This window comes from Paenibacillus sp. EKM212P, from assembly GCF_011066115.1.
GTDB lineage: Bacteria > Bacillota > Bacilli > Paenibacillales > Paenibacillaceae > Paenibacillus > Paenibacillus polymyxa_B.
In genome coordinates this window covers 295916-315660 of sequence record NZ_JAAMNR010000006.1, presented here as the reverse complement: position 1 = coordinate 315660, position 19745 = coordinate 295916, and the positions used below count along the sequence as shown (strand labels likewise).

At 46.5% G+C, this 19745-nt stretch carries 15 protein-coding genes and 2 riboswitches; of the genes, 6 read left to right on the top strand and 9 right to left on the bottom strand.

The features are described from left to right. Window positions 1-52: 52 nt before the first annotated feature. From G9G54_RS19080 to G9G54_RS19060, 6 genes are all read right to left on the bottom strand, one after another. The gene (locus G9G54_RS19080; RefSeq protein WP_238808244.1) at window positions 53-2578 is read right to left on the bottom strand and encodes a cellobiose phosphorylase; all 2526 of its coding nucleotides are present in this window, start codon (window positions 2576-2578) and stop codon (window positions 53-55) included. Beyond that, window positions 2575-3297 carry a hypothetical protein gene (locus tag G9G54_RS25810; protein ID WP_238808242.1) on the bottom strand — a complete coding sequence of 241 codons (723 nt, stop codon included), beginning with the start codon at window positions 3295-3297 and terminating at the stop codon, window positions 2575-2577. The genes G9G54_RS19080 and G9G54_RS25810 overlap by 4 nt, the downstream gene beginning before the upstream one ends. 6 nt (window positions 3298-3303) lie before the next feature. Further along, complete coding sequence (locus G9G54_RS19075) at window positions 3304-4650, bottom strand: GH1 family beta-glucosidase (RefSeq protein ID WP_165179221.1); 1347 nt, start codon at window positions 4648-4650, stop codon at window positions 3304-3306. A 23-nt stretch (window positions 4651-4673) separates the two neighbouring features. Continuing rightward, window positions 4674-5492: a carbohydrate ABC transporter permease gene (locus G9G54_RS19070; protein WP_165179220.1), complete on the bottom strand. Its 819-nt coding sequence runs from the start codon at window positions 5490-5492 to the stop codon at window positions 4674-4676. After that, a complete protein-coding gene (locus tag G9G54_RS19065; protein ID WP_165179219.1) occupies window positions 5492-6385 on the bottom strand; it encodes a carbohydrate ABC transporter permease in 894 nt (297 codons plus the stop codon). The genes G9G54_RS19070 and G9G54_RS19065 overlap by 1 nt, the downstream gene beginning before the upstream one ends. Before the next feature lie 73 nt (window positions 6386-6458). After that, window positions 6459-7787, bottom strand: a complete 1329-nt coding sequence (locus tag G9G54_RS19060) for an ABC transporter substrate-binding protein (protein ID WP_165179218.1) — start codon at window positions 7785-7787, stop codon at window positions 6459-6461. Window positions 7788-8071: 284 nt separating this feature from the next. On the opposite strand from G9G54_RS19060, the gene G9G54_RS19055 reads away from it, so the two are divergent. Continuing rightward, window positions 8072-9112 carry a LacI family DNA-binding transcriptional regulator gene (locus tag G9G54_RS19055; protein WP_165179217.1) on the top strand — a complete coding sequence of 347 codons (1041 nt, stop codon included), beginning with the start codon at window positions 8072-8074 and terminating at the stop codon, window positions 9110-9112. 85 nt (window positions 9113-9197) lie between these two features. On the opposite strand, the gene glpK is transcribed toward G9G54_RS19055, so the two are convergent. After that, a complete protein-coding gene (gene glpK, locus G9G54_RS19050; protein WP_165179216.1) occupies window positions 9198-10691 on the bottom strand; it encodes a glycerol kinase GlpK in 1494 nt (497 codons plus the stop codon). Between the two features lie 32 nt (window positions 10692-10723). Next, the gene (locus G9G54_RS19045; RefSeq protein WP_165179215.1) at window positions 10724-11548 is read right to left on the bottom strand and encodes an MIP/aquaporin family protein; all 825 of its coding nucleotides are present in this window, start codon (window positions 11546-11548) and stop codon (window positions 10724-10726) included. 317 nt (window positions 11549-11865) lie between these two features. Here G9G54_RS19045 and G9G54_RS19040 point away from each other — a divergent pair, with 317 nt between their 5' ends. The 5 genes from G9G54_RS19040 (at window position 11866) to G9G54_RS19020 (ending at window position 17907) form a co-directional block, all read left to right on the top strand. Then, window positions 11866-13347, top strand: a complete 1482-nt coding sequence (locus G9G54_RS19040) for a PTS transporter subunit EIIC (protein WP_165179214.1) — start codon at window positions 11866-11868, stop codon at window positions 13345-13347. A gap of 197 nt (window positions 13348-13544) precedes the next feature. Next, complete coding sequence (locus G9G54_RS19035) at window positions 13545-14828, top strand: ABC transporter substrate-binding protein (RefSeq protein ID WP_165179213.1); 1284 nt, start codon at window positions 13545-13547, stop codon at window positions 14826-14828. A gap of 32 nt (window positions 14829-14860) precedes the next feature. After that, complete coding sequence (locus G9G54_RS19030) at window positions 14861-15736, top strand: carbohydrate ABC transporter permease (RefSeq protein WP_165179212.1); 876 nt, start codon at window positions 14861-14863, stop codon at window positions 15734-15736. Between the two features lie 22 nt (window positions 15737-15758). Next, the gene (locus G9G54_RS19025) at window positions 15759-16586 is read left to right on the top strand and encodes a carbohydrate ABC transporter permease (protein ID WP_061828831.1); all 828 of its coding nucleotides are present in this window, start codon (window positions 15759-15761) and stop codon (window positions 16584-16586) included. Between the two features lie 148 nt (window positions 16587-16734). Next, on the top strand, window positions 16735-17907 hold the full coding sequence (locus G9G54_RS19020) for an iron-containing alcohol dehydrogenase (protein ID WP_165179211.1): 1173 nt from the start codon (window positions 16735-16737) through the stop codon (window positions 17905-17907). A gap of 57 nt (window positions 17908-17964) precedes the next feature. On the opposite strand, the gene G9G54_RS19015 is transcribed toward G9G54_RS19020, so the two are convergent. Further along, window positions 17965-19383, bottom strand: coding sequence for an alanine/glycine:cation symporter family protein (locus G9G54_RS19015; RefSeq protein WP_049827704.1), 1419 nt, complete (start codon window positions 19381-19383; stop codon window positions 17965-17967). Window positions 19384-19542: 159 nt separating this feature from the next. Next, a riboswitch (glycine riboswitch) is annotated at window positions 19543-19637 on the bottom strand. Between the two features lie 18 nt (window positions 19638-19655). Beyond that, window positions 19656-19732, bottom strand: a riboswitch (glycine riboswitch). Window positions 19733-19745: the final 13 nt, after the last annotated feature.

The following is a 19745-nucleotide window of genomic DNA, read 5'->3' as shown; positions in this document are numbered from 1 at the left end:
TAAAAAGCCGTTATGCTCTGTTATGGCAGCATGACGGCTTTAATTAATGGAGCTATGTCCCCAAATATACCTCGATACGAGAAATCAACCGATCTCTCACATCTTGCGCTTCTTTTTGATCTAATACAGCCTGGCATATCGTCTTCTTTTCGCCACTGACGTAATGCAGTACATATTGGGTCACTCTGCATTCCGGTGCATAAGTATCCTTACGATCCGTATTAAAATAAGTCACCTGGCAGCTTCCGAGAAAACAGAAAGATAGCTCACCTGTAGCTGTGAACAGCCAGCCTGGCAGCTTAGGCTCCAGTCCCAAGGATAGTCCCCTATGATCATACCCAAACGGCTGCCCGCCCGTCATCATCCATAACCACATATGAATAAATTCTGCCGTAGATCCGCTCAGCCTCGCAATATATCCCGTTCCATGCAAACTTGCATCAGGATTAGCAATACTAGCAATAAAGGAGCTGTTCTCCAGCGTGCTTCTCCCGTAGACCTCTGGGTCCATAAAAGGCGGAAACGCTTTTTTAATGTCTGAAAAAAACTCAGTGTATAGACCCGCCCTTAAACACTCAAGTAAATATTTATATTCCATATGCATAAATATAGATTCATTTTCCAGCCAACCCGGCGTAAAAGCTCTGGAACGACCGAGTTCAAATGGCTGCCCCGCCAGACTTTCATTCACCTTATACATACCCAGCTTCCTGTCGTAAAGCCCGCTCTGCCTGATTTGCCGATATAGCTCCTGCCCATTTACAATGTCGCCAACCACTTTCATAGCCCGGGTCGGTCCCTCTAGAAAATATGGTGTATCCCTACGTTCGAAGGAATGTATGTTTACGAGCTTGCCCCCGCAGTCATCCTCCTGTACCTCGAATTCTCTGGCTTCATAATAAAAGAAGGTTGGGTATATCCCCTCACCGATAAGCAGAGCCTTATCCATCCCCTGTTGGAGTTTACGTTCAGCTTGGCGCAAAAACACCAGTACATTTTCAAACGCTAGTGGTGTTTCTGTTCCTTCAAATCCAAAACGAATCGATTCGCGGTACGCTTCTCTAGCATCCGAAATTCGTGACCAGAAGCTGTAATCCTTGCTTTCATCCCTGCAATCAGCCTCATCCGAATCATGGTAGTATTCCTCCATTGCGAGCCTCAGCTGTTGGATCAACTTAGCAACTTCTCGCGGCAACCGTAGCACAGAATCGCCCGAAAGCTTCACCTGTGCATGTATTAAAAATCTTACAAGTCGCTGTAATTCACACAGTTCACTGAATCCAGAAGCAAACAGCCCCGGAAGTCCGTTCATGGAATCATTCCATCCCGGCTTGCCCGCCTCCATCTCAATTCCCAAGCCCTCTGGGTCCAGCGTGGACAGCTTGATGGCTGCTAATGACAGCAGCTTTTCATATAAATTTGACTTATAAATCTCTCCGCTTCCATGTTCGGTTCGAACCCAATGAGCATCGCGATCCCGGGCGTGCAGTTGAGCTTCTTTCTCCTTGCTCTCTACGACCGCCCCGTACTGACGGATACGTCCGTCCTTCATCTGCACGTATTTGTTTCGACGTGGCTGTACCCATGCCGGACTGTCGTAATACATGTACTTTCGGGTCGCGAGCAAGAGTTCCTCTTGTTTGTCTGGATAGATACTTAGATAACTTTCGATTAAATCCATGTTATATGTCCAATGGTCGATCCAGAAACCTTCACCAAAATCAGCCTCATAGCATTGTTCGGAATGCTTGAGAGCTTCGGTTACAAACGTCTCAACCGTTTGCTTTAGCGCGATGTTGTCATGAATGATATGTTGAATTAGCTCACCCGGGGTGAACGACGATTGAAAAAAAGCACGCAAAGACGAATGATCTGCCACCTCCACCTGTCCCAGCAAAGGTTCCAGCTCTCGTATTTGAAAGCTACACCCCTTTACAACAAGCGGATTATAGCCGTCCGGCTGAATCAGGCTCATAAACAAACGGATATTGAAATCTCCTATGCCGGGGTTAAACCACACATCATTTCTCCGGTTCTGGTTTGCATCGCGAAAATTACCATTTCCTTGAGAATAATATCCCGCCTGGAGCTTAAAGAAATTATAGTCCCGTTCCAGATCCCCATGCTTGCGTGAAAATACATGATATACAAATGGTTGCTCCGTGCCGTTGTCCAGCAGCAATGGATAACCACCACGTAACAGGTTATCCAGATAGTTCTGACGGCAGTATTCGTCAAATAACGGAATGGATGTCCGCGTTGCCATTTCATCCGTCAACTCTTCGATCAACGCTTTGGCTTCCTCCGCCTTCCGCTCGATATAAGGCATGGTTGCGATTTCCGTAATCCGTTCATTGATAGAGTGAATATCATTCACATGCCCGATGATCGTACAGTGATTGACGGCAGTACCTGCCGCCAGTCGTGCTGTGTAGCCGCTAAACCCACAAGGCACTTTATTCGTCGTCACAGGCTGCTGTGAAACCAAGTCTTCGACGCGTGTTTGGATAAAGCGATCCGGGAAGGTCAGTGCCGTATTTTCACCAAATATTACGGACGGATCGACAATTGGACTCAATAGCCTGGTCTTGCCCTCCTCTCCACAAAGCTGTACATAAAATGTCCCGCTTCAATTTGATGAATCTCACTTGTATCCGCTGTACTTCCACGTACCTTATAGTAAGGAATGCTATTGTTAAGATTATACACATCCATCCAGCTTTTCAGTGTATGTCCAAGCTCCTTGTATGCCGCATTATCAATACCGAAGGGCAGCACGGCAGGCATGCCGTCCAGCACCTCCAGTTCAAGCTCTTGAGCGGAATGATTGACAATCTCCACCTTGCGCACCAAAGCAGCGTAACTTTCATGAGGAAGTGTGAAATATTGCACACGCACCTCAAGCCCTGTGTCTGGATTAGAGCTGTGTATTTCCAGCATATGGCGGGATATCAGCATTTTTTGCTGTTCACGCTCCACAGGATGCACAGCCGAAAATGGCTCCACATAGCTCCACTCCCCCTGCATCTTCACCTTTAAAAACGTTCGAAAGCCATGTATCGGCACGAGACTATAGCTGCGGTTGGCCGGAAAAAACTCCATGATTGCTCCATTCTTATCCTCCACACCAAAGCTTGCAATTCCTTGTCCACGATTAACATAATACGCCCACAGAGGAATTCCCTGAACACCAGCAATACCGGGTAGAAAACTGGAAAAGGGCTTGGCCTGCGCATAATTCTCAATCACAAAACGTCCTTGATCGTCAAAATAATACTGCTGCATCGTGCACCCCATTTCTATTTAAAACCCGTTATTCGCCATCACTTGCTTGAACCACAGCGCACTTTGTTTGGGTGTCCGTTCCTGCGTGTCGTAATTGATGTGTATAATACCAAAACGTTTGCTGTATCCCCAGGCCCATTCAAAGTTATCGAGGAATGACCAGACAAAATAGCCCTTAAGCTGACCTCCCTCCCCAATAAAGCGATGGCATGCCTTTAAATGTTCCTCAATGTAATACTGACGTCCAGTGTCCTCAATCTTTCCATTCACCAGTTCGTCCTTCATCGCTGCTCCGTTTTCCGTAATCAGGATGGGTAATCCCTTGGAAAAATCCTTCTCAATGCGCGTTAGCAGCTTATAAAAGGATTCAGGGTGAATCTCCCATCCCATATCCGTTACCGGTTCCTCTATGGAAACCTGCTCGACCTGAAGCAACGAAGCGTCTGTAGTCGCTCGAATGATGCTGCGGGCGTAGTAGTTGATGCCCAAAAAATCCCCTGGCTGCTGAATCAGCTCCATATCACCAGGCTGTACAAAATCCAATCCGTTCAAGTGCACCCCGTACCATTCCACCATATCCTCAGGGTATTTCCCGTTAAACAATGGCTCGGCAAACCAACGATTAATAAAACCATCCCGCCGGATAGCAGCGGCTACATCTTCAGGGTGTTCAGAGGCTGCATCGACATGCTCCATGTTCAGCGTAATACCGATGTTGCCCGCCAGGCCCTTTTCCTTGTGTAAATTCATGGCTATCCCGTGACACATCAGAATATGATGAGCGGCAGTAAAGGCTTCCCTCCAGTTCTCGTGGCCGGGGGCATGCTCGCCTGTGCCATAGCCCAAAATAGAGGCGCAGTAGGGCTCATTTATCGTATTCCACCAGCTTATACGCTGTCCAAATCGATCCATGATTACAGAGGCATACGTTTTAAAATGTTGGATAATCTCTCGCTGCGTCCAACCGCCCTCGTCCTCAATCCACTGCGGTAGATCCCAATGATACAGCGTCAGCATTGGAATTAGCCCGGCCGACTCAATCTCATCCAGCAGACGCTCATAGAAAAGTAGCCCCTGTTCGTTAACCACGCCGGGTGCGGGAATAATGCGCGGCCAGGCCACGGAAAAACGGTAATGTAAAAAGCCAAGTTGCTTCATTAATTGCACGTCTTCCTTAAAGCGGTGAAAATGGTCACAAGCCACATCTCCGCAGTCCCCTCCTATCACCTTCCCGGGTGCTCGACAGAAAGTATCCCAAATAGAAGGCGTTCTCCCTTCCTCATCCACGCCACCTTCAATTTGATAAGAAGAGGTCGAAGTTCCCCACATAAACGTGGTGGGGAATGTATAGGTATTCTCACTCATACTCGGTATCATCCTTTCAGGAATCAAGACTTCACAGCTCCGGCCATTGCACCGCCGACAATAAAGCGCTGGAGGAAAATATACAAAATAACGAGCGGTAGTGTAACAATCAGAATGCCGCAAGCGAGCAGCGGCCAGTTGTTCATGTATTGTCCGTAGAAGGAGAACAATCCCTTGGTCACTGGCTGATAAGCAGGATCAGACAAATAAATAGTAGGACCTATAATGTCATTCCACGCCCCAATAGCTGTCAAAATAATGCCTGTCGCCAACACCGGCTTCATCAGCGGGACAAGAATTGTAAACAAATATCGTGAATATCCGCACCCGTCCATTGCAGCCGCTTCATCCAGCTCTCGGGAGACAGACTTGATATACCCCACAAACATCAGGAAAGCGATGCCAGTACCTGTTGTTTTCAGCAAAATGAAACCAAGCTGGGAATTGTAAAGTCCCAGACTATTAATGAGAGCAAATTGCGGAATCAGCGGATTCGGGAGATACATGGATATCAGGAAAAACACATAAAAGTAGGTGCTGAACTTAACGTATCCCCGCGCCAGCGGAAAAGCCGCAAACACGGATATAATCAGCGTTAATAACGTAGATACACCTGTATACAAAATGCTGTTCCACATGTATTGAGAGAAGTTTCCTTTTTCCCAAGCATCCATAAAATTCTCCAAGCGTATACTCTTGGCTAGAGCTACAGGGTCCATCAGATACTCACTTTGAGTCTTCATCGATACATTAAAAAGGTAGAAAAGCGGGAACACATACAACGAAAGCATGAGCAGTACGATAATGTAGCTCAGAATTTTGGCTCCTTTGGTACTGCTCATTACATTTCCACCTCTCTTCTACGTAAGTAATACAGGGCAATCATAGATACCGTAAACACGAACACGAACTGGATCATAGCAACTGCGGAAGCAAGTCCGTAATCTGACGTCCCAGTACCAAAGGCAGTTGCATATACATCAAACGCAAGTGTCGTCGTGTTGAATTTACCACCTGTCAGCACATAAATAATGTCAAAGGTCTGCAATGCGCCGATAATGGACAGCAGCATATTGACGGTAAAGGACGGCGCAATCATCGGAAAAGTAATATTTTTGAACGCTTTCCATCCAGAGGCACCGTCCATATACCCAGCTTCATATAAGTCACTGGGGATGGATTGGAGTCCGGCTAAGAAAATAGTCATCGAGTAACCCATGTACATCCAAATTTGTACAAAAATAATCAATTCAAATGCAATATCGTAATCCCCGAAGAAGTTGGAGCTGGTTCCAAAAAAGTTCATCAAGGCTTGCGCAGGACCCCCAAGCGGATTGGCAAGCAGCTGCCAGATCAGGCCGGATACCGTTACCCCGAGCACAACAGGCAGGAAAAATACAGAGCGATATAACATATCCCCTTTGAGCTTCTTATTAATAAGGACGGCCATGAACAGCCCCACTGCATTTTGAATCACAACCACTGCTACGGCAAAATATAAGGAACGGCCAATGGAAGCAATGCGATCTCCAGAATCGGAGGAGGTGAAAAAGGTCGTGTAATTCTCAAATCCGATAAAATTCCACGTCTGTCCCGGAACCCCGGTAGCATCTGTAAAGGAAAAAAGCACGGTTACCATAGAGGGTCCAAAACCAAGAAGCAAATAGAGCAGCACCGGAATACTCAGCAAAAGATAGGGCATTATCCGGGCCGCACCCTTTCCGAAGGGATACATGGGTCTCACACCTTTTTACATTATTATGGGAGCTTTGCAGTTGCCCATTTGTTTTCCTGTAAAATCTATAGATTTATTTAGGGGCTGCCGCATCCCAGTCTGCCTGAGATTTCTGGGCAAGCTCCAAAGGCGTCTTTAACGGACCAGCAGGCGCCAAAAATTCCGCATGAACGCTGGCTTCCTTAATGTACTGTCCAACATTCTTACGATTGATAAACAGCTGATCCCAAGAGAGCTTGAAGTTTTCCAGTGAAGGCTGGATTTCATTAACAAAGTCGCTGCTTATCTTCACATCAGACTGTGTTGGCAAAAATCCAGCAGCGTTCACAAAATCCGTGTAGTTCTGCTTCTCGGAGAGCATTTCAAGCCATTTGATCGCATAATCCTTATTCGGTGATTTTTCCAGGACCATCCATGTCATATCGTATTTTCCTGCTAGATTTTTATTTTTGGCAGGATCATTACTACCTGGAATTGGGAAATATCCAAATTTCATCTCTGGATTGGCTGTCTGAATCGTAGTTGCATCCCACGTACCATCCGCAATCATGGCCACACGACCTGAAGCAAACAAGCTTGGCAAGGTTCCATAGTCAATCCCCATAAATCCACTAATGGCGTTGTTCATCAAAATTTGTGATTTTTCCAAAACCTCGAGCTGGACGGGGTCTGTCAGCTTCGTCTTACCTGTCCACAGCCCTTTGATATATTCCAGCTGATCATCATGGATAGAGGCTTGAAGCCCTTGGACAGCAAGGTTAATAGGCCATACATCCTTACCGCCAAAACCAAGCGGTTCTACGCCATTATCCTTGAGCACCTTCATCACATTCACTAGGTCGTCCCATGTCGTCGGCACAGCAAGATTATATTTTTCAAAAATATCTTTGTTGTAAAACAGACCTGTCAGGGCCACCTTTCCCATGTTTACACCGTATACTTTGTCGTTGTAGGTCATGGCATTTTTGACATCTGTAGGATTATAGTTTTTGATAAAAGCTTGATCCGACAGATCTGCAATGAGTCCCCCCTCAATCCACTGCTTCCACATCGGATCAGCTGCTCCCTTAGACCATTCCTGCGGTGCGCCTACGAAGCTGAATTTCAAAGGAATAATGTCTGCATCACCGGTTGAACCAGCATTCATACGCGTTTGCATCAGTTGATCATACGTTGAATCAGCAGGAACCGTCGTATACTCCACCTGAACATCGGGATACTTCTCTTCAAACTTTTTATTAAATTCCTTTATATAGTTATTAATATTTTCTTGCTGCCAATGAATAATCTTTAACGTGACCTTTTTATTCCCGTTCTGTCCAGCTTCACCACCTTTGCCGCAAGCAGCCAATACCACTATTAAAGCGGTTACAATAAGTAAAGAAAAACACTTTTTCAGCATTGCAAAATTCCCCCCTGTAATCTTAGAATAAATGCATTCACTTTACGAAAGCGGTTTAGTTAATTACAGCTACTATTATGTATCGGATAGCCTGTATTTGTAAATAGAGATTTGTAAATTATCAAAAAAAACACAAATTATCGTTATTACTCTTTAAAATATTAGGCAACATCCTTTATTAGCACGGTTGACTCACTTCTATGAGGTAGCATAGAATACGAGTAATCATTAAGTTTGAAAAACAAAGTCAATTTAACTAAATCAGTTTAGTTGCGGAGGATTCCATGAATATAAAAACAATAGCTAGCATGGCAGGCGTTTCAGTAGCAACGGTTTCGAAAATCATTAACAATTACACAGACATCAGTGAGGAAACCCGGCAGCGGGTACTTAAAATCATGGAGGAAACAGGCTATAGACCCTCCTCCTCGGCTAAAACGCTTGCTACCAAAAAATCTAATCTGGTAGGCGTTATATTTGCTGGCAAGCTGAATGTTGATTTTAGTCATCCTTTTTTTGTAGATATCATTAATGTCTTCAAAAAACAGATTGGCTTGCTCGGTTACGATCTGCTGTTTTTTTCAAATGAGAAATTTCTGGATAATGGAGAGGACTATTTGGCACGCTCAAAATATTTTTCTGTGGACGGATGCATTATTATTGCTGGAGATGAAGTGGAGAAGAGTGTTTTTGATCTCGATGCCAGCCCTATCCCCTGTATCGGTGTCGATATTGAACTAACCGGAGCCAGTTCTTGCTACATTATGTCCGACAATCAGAAGATTTCAATGAAGGTTGTTGAGCACTTTTACATGAATGGATACCGCGACATGGGTTTTATAGGCATTGAACGCCCCTCCTTGGTTATTAAAGAGAGAGAGGAAGCCTTTATCGCCTCACTAAAACGGTTTAGTCTTGACGTTAGACCTGAATGGGTCGTGTATGGTAAGGACTACGCGGCAGAAGATGGATACCAGGTCGCGAAGGCGTGGATACAGCAAGGAAATTTACCAAAAGCTATTTTTGCGGCGACCGACCTGCTTGCTTTTGGTGCCATACGTGCTTTCAAGGAAAGCGGCTTGAGGGTACCCGAGGATATTGCTGTAGTGGGATGTGATGATATAGAAGCCTGTCGTTATACCGAACCTCCACTGACGACTGTAAAACAAGACAAGCAAAAAATAGGCCGTCTAGCCGCTATGGTGCTGTTTGACCTGATGAATAAACAAATGGATACAAAATGTATTAAAGTAGAGCCGGAACTAGTCATTCGTAGCTCCTGCGGAGCCCGGCAACATTGGAACCATACGAAGGTCAAGAGTTAGCATATGCCTTAAAAAAGATGACTCCTGATAAATTCAGAAGTCATCTTTTTGCAGTTTAATATTCAGAGACCCATCGCTTAATCTATTACTTATAGGCCATCGTCGCATTCACAGCCTTTTTCCAGCCTTTATACAAGCTTTCACGTGTTGCTTCATCCATATTCGGGGCAAAAGAGGTTTCCACCCTCACCCGCTTGCGAAGTTCATCCGTACTCTTCCAATATCCAATAGCCAAACCTGCCAGACATGCAGCCCCCAGTGCCGTCGTCTCATGGATAACTGGCCGCTCCACTGTTGCATCCAAAATATCGCTCTGGAATTGCATCAGAAAATTGTTCAATACAGCTCCTCCATCCACCCGCAGCAATTTCACTGCAATACCTGAATCAATCTCCATGGCTGTAAGCACATCCTTGGTCTGATAAGCGAGTGACTCCAATGTGGCGCGGATAAAATGCTCCTTCGTGGTCCCGCGTGTCAAACCGAACATCGCTCCGCGCACCTCGCTATCCCAGTAGGGGCTGCCCAGTCCGACAAAAGCGGGTACAAGATACACTCCTTCCGTAGACGAAACACGGGCGGCATAAGGTTCACTGTCCTTCGCTTCACGGAACATGCGTAGCCCGTCTCGCAGCCACTGGATCGCCGACCCCGCTACAAACACACTTCCCTCGAGTGCGTATTGCACTTTGCCTTCCTCCAGTCCCCAAGCGATGGTCGTAATCAGGCCGTGCTTGGATTCCACTGGTTGATCCCCCGTATTCATCAGCATGAAGCAGCCTGTGCCGTAAGTGTTTTTGATCATCCCTTTTTCGTAACATGCCTGACCAAACAAGGCTGCCTGCTGGTCACCTGCTGCACCGGCGATGGGTACATTCTGACCAAAGAAATGATAATCCACGGTGTGCGCATATACCTCGGAAGAAGGTCTTACCTCAGGTAGCATGATTTTCGGAACACCCAGAATGTCCAGCAGCTCTTCGTCCCACTTTAGCTCATAAATGTTGTACATCAGCGTCCTGGCTGCATTGGAGTAGTCCGTTACATGTGCCGTTCCGCCGGATAGTTTCCAGATCAGCCACGAGTCAATCGTACCGAATAACAGGTCACCTCGTTCTGCCTTTTCCCGTGCACCCTCCACATGGTCCAGTATCCACTTTACTTTAGTGCCTGAAAAATACGGGTCGATCAACAGGCCTGTTTTGCTGTGAAAAAGCTCCTCGTGCCCTTGCCGCTTCAATTCTTCACAGATGTCCGAGGTTTGGCGTGATTGCCATACGAGTACGTTATACACGGGCACTCCTGTATTTTTGTCCCATACAGCCACCGATTCTCGCTGATTGGTAATGCCGATGGCAGCCACTTGATTTGCTTTTACACCGGATTCGGAAAGACAGGAGGCAATGACCCCGAGAATAGAGCTCCAGATTTCATTCGCATTCTGCTCTACCCAGCCGGGATGAGGAAAATACTGCGGAAATTCTCGCTGAGCCGAGTACACTACATCTCCTTCGCTATTGAACAAAATTGCTCTTGAGCTTGTCGTTCCCTGATCTAGTGACAAAATATATTTTCCCATTGTTCATCTCTCCCCGTGTAAATCCATCGTTTTTACGCTGTAAGTTTGTGATCCATTTTATGATTTTTATAAGTTCGACTCATACGGAAGGTAATCAAGAGTACAACCACGATAACCCCTAATAAAATCCAGAAAGCCGGAGTCACACTCCCCTTAAAAACGGCCTGATAAAATGGCCCTGCGAAAGATCCCCCCAATAGCGGTCCTATAATGGGCACCCATGCATATTTCCAGTTGGACGCCCCCTTACCGGGAATCGGTAGTAAATAATGCATCAGACGCGGCCCAAAATCCCTCGCTGGATTGATGGCATAGCCCGTTGTGCCTCCAAGGGATAAACCGATACTGACAACTAAAAAACCAACAATCAGCGGTTTCAGGCCGTCTGTAAATGAATTGGTGCCAAACGACAGTAAAGCAAGAACAAAGATGAAAGTACCTATCATTTCACTAAGCACGTTGCCAAACGGATGATCAATAGCTGGTCCTGTCGCGAATACACTGAGTTTGGCTGCTGTGTCCTCCGTCTCTTTCCAGTGGGGCCAATAATGCAAAACGACGATGATCGCACCCGCCATGGCCCCGAGAAGCTGAGCCACAATATAGCCGGGAACATCTTGCCATGGAAAACTACCCTGAAATGCCAACGCGAGTGTAACTGCCGGATTCAAATGCGCTCCGCTGATTTGACCCACTGCATACACCGCAATAGCTACCGCAAGCCCCCAGCCCATTCCGACCACAATCCAGCCGGAAGCGTGGGCAAATGACTTTTTCAGGGACACCCCTGCGCACACTCCGCCACCTAGGGCAATAAGAATCATTGTCCCTATGAATTCGGCTGCGTATGGCGACATACAACCTACCTCCTCAATAGATCATCCGATTTTGATCGCTTTCATCGCACAAAAAAAGAAAAGCCATCACAAATCAACCCTGTGCTGTACCATGGGATGTCTGCGTGGCTCTCTTGTCTCCGTCACGATTATTAACTTAAATTTGATACTATATAAGCATGTAAGCGATGTCAACTGCGGATTTACGTCTTTTCATAGCTTAAAATAATCGTTGACCATGTTAGATTCTCCGATCTATGATGTAAAAAAATGGTTTAATATAAGGATTTCAGAATGAATACGACACTCCCAAACTCGATGAAGAAGGGAAGAATGTTATGCTGAAATTTCTGCAAAAAATCGGCAAGTCGTTAATGCTTCCAGTAGCCACTCTACCCGCTGCAGGGATTTTGCAAGGATTAGCCCTGATTAATTATGAAACGGATATACCGCTTGGTCCTGGAGTTGGCGGATTTCTGAATCATTATGTCACACCTTTTCTGAACGAGGGGGCGGGGGCTATCTTCGGTAACCTTGCGCTCATTTTCTCCATTGGTGTTGCCATTGGTCTGGCAGGCGACGCAGTAGCCGCATTATCGGCAGTCATTGCCTATATGGTGCTGACCCGTATTTTGGCGGCAGTGCCGGGTATATTTGCATATATTCCAGACGACGTCAAGCTGGATATGGGCGTATTGGGTGGTATTTTTATCGGTGGATGGTCTGCTTTTCTGTTTAAAAAATATCATAATATTCAGCTCCCGGATTGGCTTGGCTTCTTCTCAGGCAAACGTTTTGTCCCCATGATTACCGCCTTCACGACCATGATTCTGGCCATTCTGCTCGGAATGATCTGGAGTCCGGTACAAGATGGGATTGCAGCCTTCGGCAATTGGATTGTCGGGTTTGGCGGAATCGGATCAATGGTATTCATGATTGCCAATCGGCTGCTGATCCCGCTCGGTTTGCATCATGTACTAAACTCAATCGCGTGGTTTCAGATTGGTAACTATACGAATGCAGCTGGCGAAGTTGTTCATGGTGACCTGACCCGTTTCTTTGCAGGCGATAAATCAGCTGGTCTATTCATGTCCGGTTTCTTCCCTATTATGATGTTCGCTCTCCCGGCAGCCGCTCTCGCATTCATCCATACGGCTAAACCGGAAAAACGTAAAGCCGTCGCTTCCATTTTCATCGGTTCTGCGCTGGCATCGTTCCTGACCGGAATTACCGAGCCCCTCGAATTTTCGTTTATGTTCATTGCACCATTACTTTACGGCGTTCATGCTCTGCTGACAGGCCTGAGTGGCCTAGTCGTATACCTACTGGATGTCAAACTCGGCTTTTCTTTTTCAGCAGGACTCATTGACTATCTGGTCAATATGAAACTCTCCACCCACCCATTGCGAATGATCCCGGTCGGGCTTGTCTTCGCCCTCATTTATTACTTTCTGTTCCGATTTATCATTCTCAAATTCAACCTAAAAACTCCTGGGCGTGAAGACGATGTAGAAGACAGTCTCCTGTCTGAGGCTAACGAATCTGTACCCAATGGAAAGGCAAGCACCACATCCAACACTCAGTCCAGTCAGGCAGGCAGAATACTAACCTATCTCGGCGGTTCAGACAATATCCAAAGCATTGATGCCTGCATCACGCGGCTGCGTCTTGTCGTCAAAGACGACAAAGCGGTTAACGATCAAGCTCTCAAGCAGCTCGGAGCGTCGGGAATCATCAGGCTTGGTAATGGTACCCTGCAGGTTATTTTCGGGACTCGGTCCGAAATTCTGAAAGATGAAATACAGCGCTTGATGTCATAGGCTGAATCCCTAACTTAAACACGTGCGTTCTTCATATAACAGACGCGCGTGCTTTTTTTTAGTAATAAACGTTTCAAATTTTTTGTTTTTGGTTAAGGCAATGCACATAAATGGGTAACAGCTTCATATGATGGAGCTAAACCATTTACAACTTGTTTAGCAGGCAGATTATCTCAGACAGCAAGGAGGGAAATGATGTGAAGACAGTACAATGGCTGGTACTATGTCTTGCTTTTCTCACGATGTTCAGTGCTTGTAGTGAACCCTCGTCCTCTGAAAGTCAATCATCTGAAACTAATTTGTCAAACGAAAAAAAGATAACGCTTACATTGTGGTACTGGAACCGTTCAATTGACGATGAACTACTCGCCCAGGCGGAAAAACAATTTCCCAACATTGAATTAAAAACTCAAAAAATAGGCGGTGACTTCAAAGCCAAACTGAAGACAACGCTCGCAGCTCGTTCCGGTGAACCAGACATCGTAGCTCTGAACGATTGGATGGTGGAACTGTTCCCCAGTGCGGATCGTTTTTATGACTTAAGGGAACTCGGAGCAGACCGCTTGAAGGATCAATATTTGGAATGGAAATGGAATCAAGGGATCACTCCTGATGGTAAAATGATTGCATTTCCCATGGATACTGGGCCTACCGCTCTCTTCTATCGAAGTGATCTGTTTGCACAAGCAGGCTTGCCTAGTGATCCTGAAAAGGTTAGTGCCTCCATCCGCACATGGGATGATTACATGGCAGCCGGAGAACAACTTCAGCAGAAATTCGGAAGCCGTTCGTTTTTGGCTGATAATATTGTAAACGTTTACAATCAGGTACTCGCTCAGCACACAAACCTTTACTTCAAGCCGGATGGCAGCTACATCGGCAATCAATCTCCTGACATCCGTCTGGGCTGGAAAACCGCTGTCGATTTCCACAAGAAGCATCTGCTCGCCAATGCGGATGGCTGGACTCCCGAATGGAACGCTTCGGTCAATAACGGCAAAATTGCCTCTTTTGTAGGGGCTATCTGGATGAAGCAAGTTCTCACAGAGGCCGCGCCGGATACAGCGGGCAAATGGAGAGTCGCCCGTGCTCCTGGAGGAGACGGCAACTTGGGTGGTTCTTTCATTTCTATCCTCAAGTCCAGCAAACATCCCAAAGAAGCCTTTGAAGTCCTGACCTGGCTGCAAAACCCGGAACACCAGCTGGAAGCCTACCACAAAATCGGACTGTTCCCGTCCACTCCCGGCGTCTATAACGATCCTATCATGGGGACACCCGAGCCTTTCTTTGGTGGTCAGGCCACCGGACTCATCTTTGCCACCTCCGCACGTCATGTGAAAAGCAGCTATTTCGGCGAGCGCTATCCTGTCATCCACGGCATTGTGACCCGTCGCCTTGCTAATGTCGCCAAGCAGGATGCTAATCCTGATGCATTATGTACGGAAACCATGGATCGAATCGAACGAGAATTACAGCGGTAAAAAACAAAATTCAAAAAAGGCGTGTGGACATTATGCTGAGAGAAATCTGGAAGCACCGTGCCGTTTATGCTGCGATCTCGCCGTTTTATCTGCTGTTTGGCATCTTTGGACTGTTTCCGATTGGCTTTTCATTATATCTAGCGTTTCACAAATGGGACGGGATCGGGGACATGACCTACAACGGCTGGGGCAACTTTCGCTACCTTGTGACAGACAATGAATTTTGGCAGGCTGTAGGCAACACCTTTGTGATCTGGGTGTATGCAACGATTCCGATGCTATTCTTCGCACTGATTATTGCCTTTCTGCTTTATGCCCCTTTTGTGAAAATGCGCACCTTATGGCGAGTTGGATTCTTCCTACCCAATGTGACGTCTATTGTGGCTGTTGCCATCATATTTGGTGCCTTATTTGCCAACAATTTTGGATTTCTCAACTACCTTCTGCAACTCTTGGGACTACCCATGGTTCAATGGTTGAATGTGCCATGGGGTATCCAAATTGCCATTTCTTCTATGGTCGTATGGAGATGGATGGGCTATAACGCAATCATCTATTTGGCCGGACTCCAGAGTATTCCGCATGTGCTGTATGAGGCCGCCAAAATAGACGGGGCAACCGGAGCGCAAGCTTTTTTCCGCATCACTATCCCCATGCTGCGCCCAGTCATTCTGTTTACAGTCATTACGTCCACCATCGGCGGTATGCAGCTCTTCACCGAGCCACAGGTCCTGGTCGGTAATGACGGCGGTTCCGGGGCAAGTGGCATGACCATCGTTTTATACCTGTACCGCGAGTCGTTCATTAACAACTATTTTGGATATGGTGCAGCCGTCGGATGGGGCATGTTCCTCATCATTGCTCTATTCTCCATCATAAACTGGAAACTCGTTCAAGGTAAAAAATAACGATGGGAAGGAGCTTCACAACATGATGCAGACACGCGCAAAATCCTTTGTTTTATATGCCGGATTGTTGGTGGGAATCATCCTGTCGATGTTTCCATTTTACTGGCTGATCGTCATGGCAACTCGTACCACTTCAGACATCTACCGTTTTCCACCGCAATTGTGGTTTGGCAGCCACTTCTTGGATAACATAACGAGAGTATTACAGCAGATTAATTTTGCCGGAGCCTTTTTTAATACCCTTTTTGTAGCCAGTTCTGTTACCCTATTGGTTCTGTTTTTCGATTCACTGGCAGGTTTTGCATTCGCCAAGTTTGATTTTCCGGGCAAAAAAGTGCTATTTATCGTTCTGCTAGCTACGATGATGGTCCCTTCACAACTTTCGCTTGTCCCCTCCTTTGTCATGATGGCCTCCTTTGGATGGGTAGGTACGTTCAAAGCGCTTATCATCCCGGGGATGGTAAATGCCTTCGGCATTTTCTGGATTCGTCAATATGCGGAAGAATCCATCCCAAAGGAGCTGCTGGATGCGGGCCGGATGGACGGATGCAGCTTTTTTCGACTGTACTTGAATGTAGCACTGCCTATTCTACGTCCTGCGTTCGCTTTTCTCGGCGCCTTTACCTTTATAGGAGCCTGGAATGATTATTTATGGCCGCTAATTGTCTTAACGGATGAGCGTAAATTCACGCTCCAGATTGCACTGTCACAATTGAACGGGATTTACAATACGGATTATGCGATGGTCATTGCGGGCACCCTGCTGGCTGTACTGCCACTTATTATTTTGTTTCTTTTCATTAGTCGCCAGTTTATTTCCGATCTTGCCGCTGGAGCGGTCAAAGATTAGATTTACTTGAATTCCCTTATTCATTTCATGTATAATGGTTAATCGTCATTTCAAATAGCTTACATGATGAAGTTAGGTATCCAACAGGCAATTAGGTTAAGCGATTTACGATTTGAACATGAACTATGAACTGAGGGGAACTTTCCAGATGAACAAATTCACATATTATAACCCCACCAAATTAATATTTGGAGACAATCAAATTGAAGAACTGCAGCAGGAGCTGCTGAATTACGGCAAAAATATTTTACTGATATACGGAGGCGGAAGTGTCAAGCGAAATGGTCTGTATGACCAGGTATTAAACGCGTTAGAGCCGCTACATCTTAACATTCATGAATTGTCCGGCGTAGAGCCGAATCCGCGCTTGTCCACCGTTAAGAAGGGCATCGACATTTGCCGAAATGAAAACATCGACTTCTTACTTGCAGTAGGCGGCGGAAGCGTTATTGATTGCACCAAAGCCATCGCAGCAGGGGCTAAATATGACGGCGATGTGTGGGATATTATCAACAAAAAGCACATGCCGACCGAGGCTCTACCATTCGGCACCATCCTCACACTCGCCGCCACCGGTTCAGAAATGAATCCGGATTCTGTCATCACCAACTGGGAAACGAACGAAAAATACGTATGGGGCAGCGCGGTGACGCATCCGAAATTTTCGATTCTGGACCCCAAAAACACCTTCTCTGTGCCACGTGATCAGACGGTATATGGCATGGTGGATATGATGAGCCATGTGTTTGAACAGTATTTTCACAATGTTAAAAATACACCGTTGCAAGATCGTATGTGCTTTTCCGTGCTGCAAACCGTGATCGAAACTGCACCTAAACTGCTGGAGGATTTGCACAACTACGAGCATCGTGAAACGATTTTATATGCTGGAACGATCGCCCTTAACGGAACACTGCAAATGGGCTACTTCGGGGACTGGGCTTCGCATACGATTGAACATGCATTATCCGCTGTATATGATATTCCTCATGCTGGCGGTCTGGCGATTCTGTTTCCCAACTGGATGAGACATACAGTGGATCAGGATGCTGCACGCATGAAGCGGCTGATGCTCAGCATGTTTGACTTAGACACCGTAGGTAAAACAGATAGAGAAATCGCCTTGGAAGGTATTGACCGTCTTAGTGCATTCTGGACAAGTCTCGGTGCCCCTTCCACCCTGGCCGATTACAATATTAATGATGAGCAATTGGAAAAAGTCGCAAACATTGCAGCCCGTGAAATGGAATACGGAGGCTTTGGTAATTATAAAAAGCTGAATCAAGAAGATATTTTAGCTATTTTGCGTGCATCGTTATAACATTTAAAAGGGAGTGTCCTCAAGCCTGTGATGGCTGAGGGCACTCCCTTTTGGAATTTATGAATTAACCGTTTGTCCCTTTTCTTCTACTTGAATAGCTGCCCCTACACTGGCACCTGCAAGAATGCCCTTTTTCTTACTAGAATTCAGAGAATCCATATAGGTTCGGGTTTCTGCAACTACAATTCCTGATAAGCCGAGCAGTGCAATCAGGTTCGGGAAAGCCATCATTGCGTTAAAGATATCTGCCAGCAACCAAATCGCATCCAGTTTAATGAACGCGCCCCCGGCAACCAGTACGATGAACAGATAACGGTATGGTTTAATCCACTTGACCCCAAGCAAATATTCAACACAGCGTTCCCCGTAATAGTTCCAGCCGAGCATGGTGGTGAACGCGAACATAATCAGAATAATTGTGAGCAGTTCTGCCCCCAGCGGGAATGCGCTGGAAAATGCTTGCTGAGTCATCAGGCCCGCATCGGTAGGCCCGCTCCACACACCGCTAACCAGTAGCGTCAACCCAGTCATCACACAAATAACCATCGTATCAATAAACACGCCTGTCATGGAAATTAGCCCTTGCTCCGCAGGCCATTTGGTTTTGGCAGCTGCGGCTGCAATCGGTGCGCTCCCCAATCCGGCCTCATTGGCAAAAATACCTCTGGCTACCCCACTACGCATGGCCAGCATAATCGTAGCTCCGGCAAATCCGCCCGTTGCAGATGTAGTTGAAAATGCCGAATGGAGCACCAGCGCAATTGCGGCAGGAAGTTGGTCAGCAAACCGAATCAGTACGATGAGACAGATCAGTACGTACAAACCTGTTTTAAAAGGAACGACCTTCGTCGATACCTTGGCAATGCTTTTGAGTCCTCCAATAGTAACCAGTCCTGTAAGGATAGCAATAATCAGTGCCGTTACAATGGGCGGAACGCCAAAACTGTTTTCAGTGGAAGATACAATCGCTTTGACCTGCGGAAACGTTCCAATCCCGAACAACGCTACCAGCATGCCCGAAAAAGCAAACAGCATCGCCAGTGGTTTAAAACGGCGTCCAAGACCTTTCTCAATATAATACATCGGGCCGCCGGAAAATTGTCCATTCCGATCTTTCACCCGGTATTTTACCGCAAGTACACCTTCCGCATATTTCGTCGCCATCCCAAAAAAGGCTGCAACGACCATCCAGAACAAGGCACCCGGCCCGCCCAGCTTAATGGCTGTCGCTACGCCGACAATACTTCCTGTGCCAACTGTAGCCGCCAACGCTGTACTCAAAGCCGCAAAACTACTTACATCCCCGCTGCCTTCATTCGGGGCCTTACCGATCAGCTTGATCGCCAGGGGCAGGCGGAATACCTGCAGCATCTTCAAACGTATGGTCAGCCACAACCCCGTTCCCATGACAAGAATGATGAGAGGCGCCCCCCATATCCAACTGCTAATCGCTTCTAACACATGTACCAAATTCATTTCAACCCGCTCCTCCAGCATATTAGAAAACAAAAAAGAGTCAAATCCGCTGATTCGACTCCTGGAGAGGTTAAAGGCACGAAAAAATACAACCATCTTGTGCAGGTTTCTGCCACTAATAGCTCATAAAAAAGCCTAGGGCATTCCCTGTCACAGGTTATTCGCGTCTCTGTCCTTTTGCCTGAGAGTTTAAGCAGATGTTCTCTGCGGTGCACCTTCGGCGCCCAATTAAGGGTCTCTCCAGAGTTCTGTCCGTTTACGGTCCCCGCTTGTTGCTGTAATCAGCCTAAGCACCTGAGAGTTTTGCCCCTTCGGTCGGAACTTTCGTTCCATCTCCCGCAAACATCAACCAGACATATGAA

Excerpts from the sequence above, each read along its gene's own strand:
- G9G54_RS19045 (WP_165179215.1), bottom strand. The coding sequence starts at position 11,548 with ATGTCGCCATACGCAGCCGAATTCATAGGGACAATGATTCTTATTGCC.
- G9G54_RS19015 (WP_049827704.1), bottom strand. The coding sequence starts at position 19,383 with ATGAATTTGGTACATGTGTTAGAAGCGATTAGCAGTTGGATATGGGGG.
- G9G54_RS19075 (WP_165179221.1), bottom strand. The coding sequence starts at position 4,650 with ATGAGTGAGAATACCTATACATTCCCCACCACGTTTATGTGGGGAACT.
- G9G54_RS19025 (WP_061828831.1), top strand. The coding sequence starts at position 15,759 with ATGATGCAGACACGCGCAAAATCCTTTGTTTTATATGCCGGATTGTTG.
- G9G54_RS19020 (WP_165179211.1), top strand. The coding sequence starts at position 16,735 with ATGAACAAATTCACATATTATAACCCCACCAAATTAATATTTGGAGAC.
- glpK (WP_165179216.1), bottom strand. The coding sequence starts at position 10,691 with ATGGGAAAATATATTTTGTCACTAGATCAGGGAACGACAAGCTCAAGA.
- G9G54_RS19030 (WP_165179212.1), top strand. The coding sequence starts at position 14,861 with ATGCTGAGAGAAATCTGGAAGCACCGTGCCGTTTATGCTGCGATCTCG.
- G9G54_RS19055 (WP_165179217.1), top strand. The coding sequence starts at position 8,072 with ATGAATATAAAAACAATAGCTAGCATGGCAGGCGTTTCAGTAGCAACG.
- G9G54_RS19040 (WP_165179214.1), top strand. The coding sequence starts at position 11,866 with ATGCTGAAATTTCTGCAAAAAATCGGCAAGTCGTTAATGCTTCCAGTA.
- G9G54_RS19070 (WP_165179220.1), bottom strand. The coding sequence starts at position 5,492 with ATGAGCAGTACCAAAGGAGCCAAAATTCTGAGCTACATTATCGTACTG.
- G9G54_RS19065 (WP_165179219.1), bottom strand. The coding sequence starts at position 6,385 with ATGTATCCCTTCGGAAAGGGTGCGGCCCGGATAATGCCCTATCTTTTG.
- G9G54_RS25810 (WP_238808242.1), bottom strand. The coding sequence starts at position 3,297 with ATGGGGTGCACGATGCAGCAGTATTATTTTGACGATCAAGGACGTTTT.
- G9G54_RS19060 (WP_165179218.1), bottom strand. The coding sequence starts at position 7,787 with ATGCTGAAAAAGTGTTTTTCTTTACTTATTGTAACCGCTTTAATAGTG.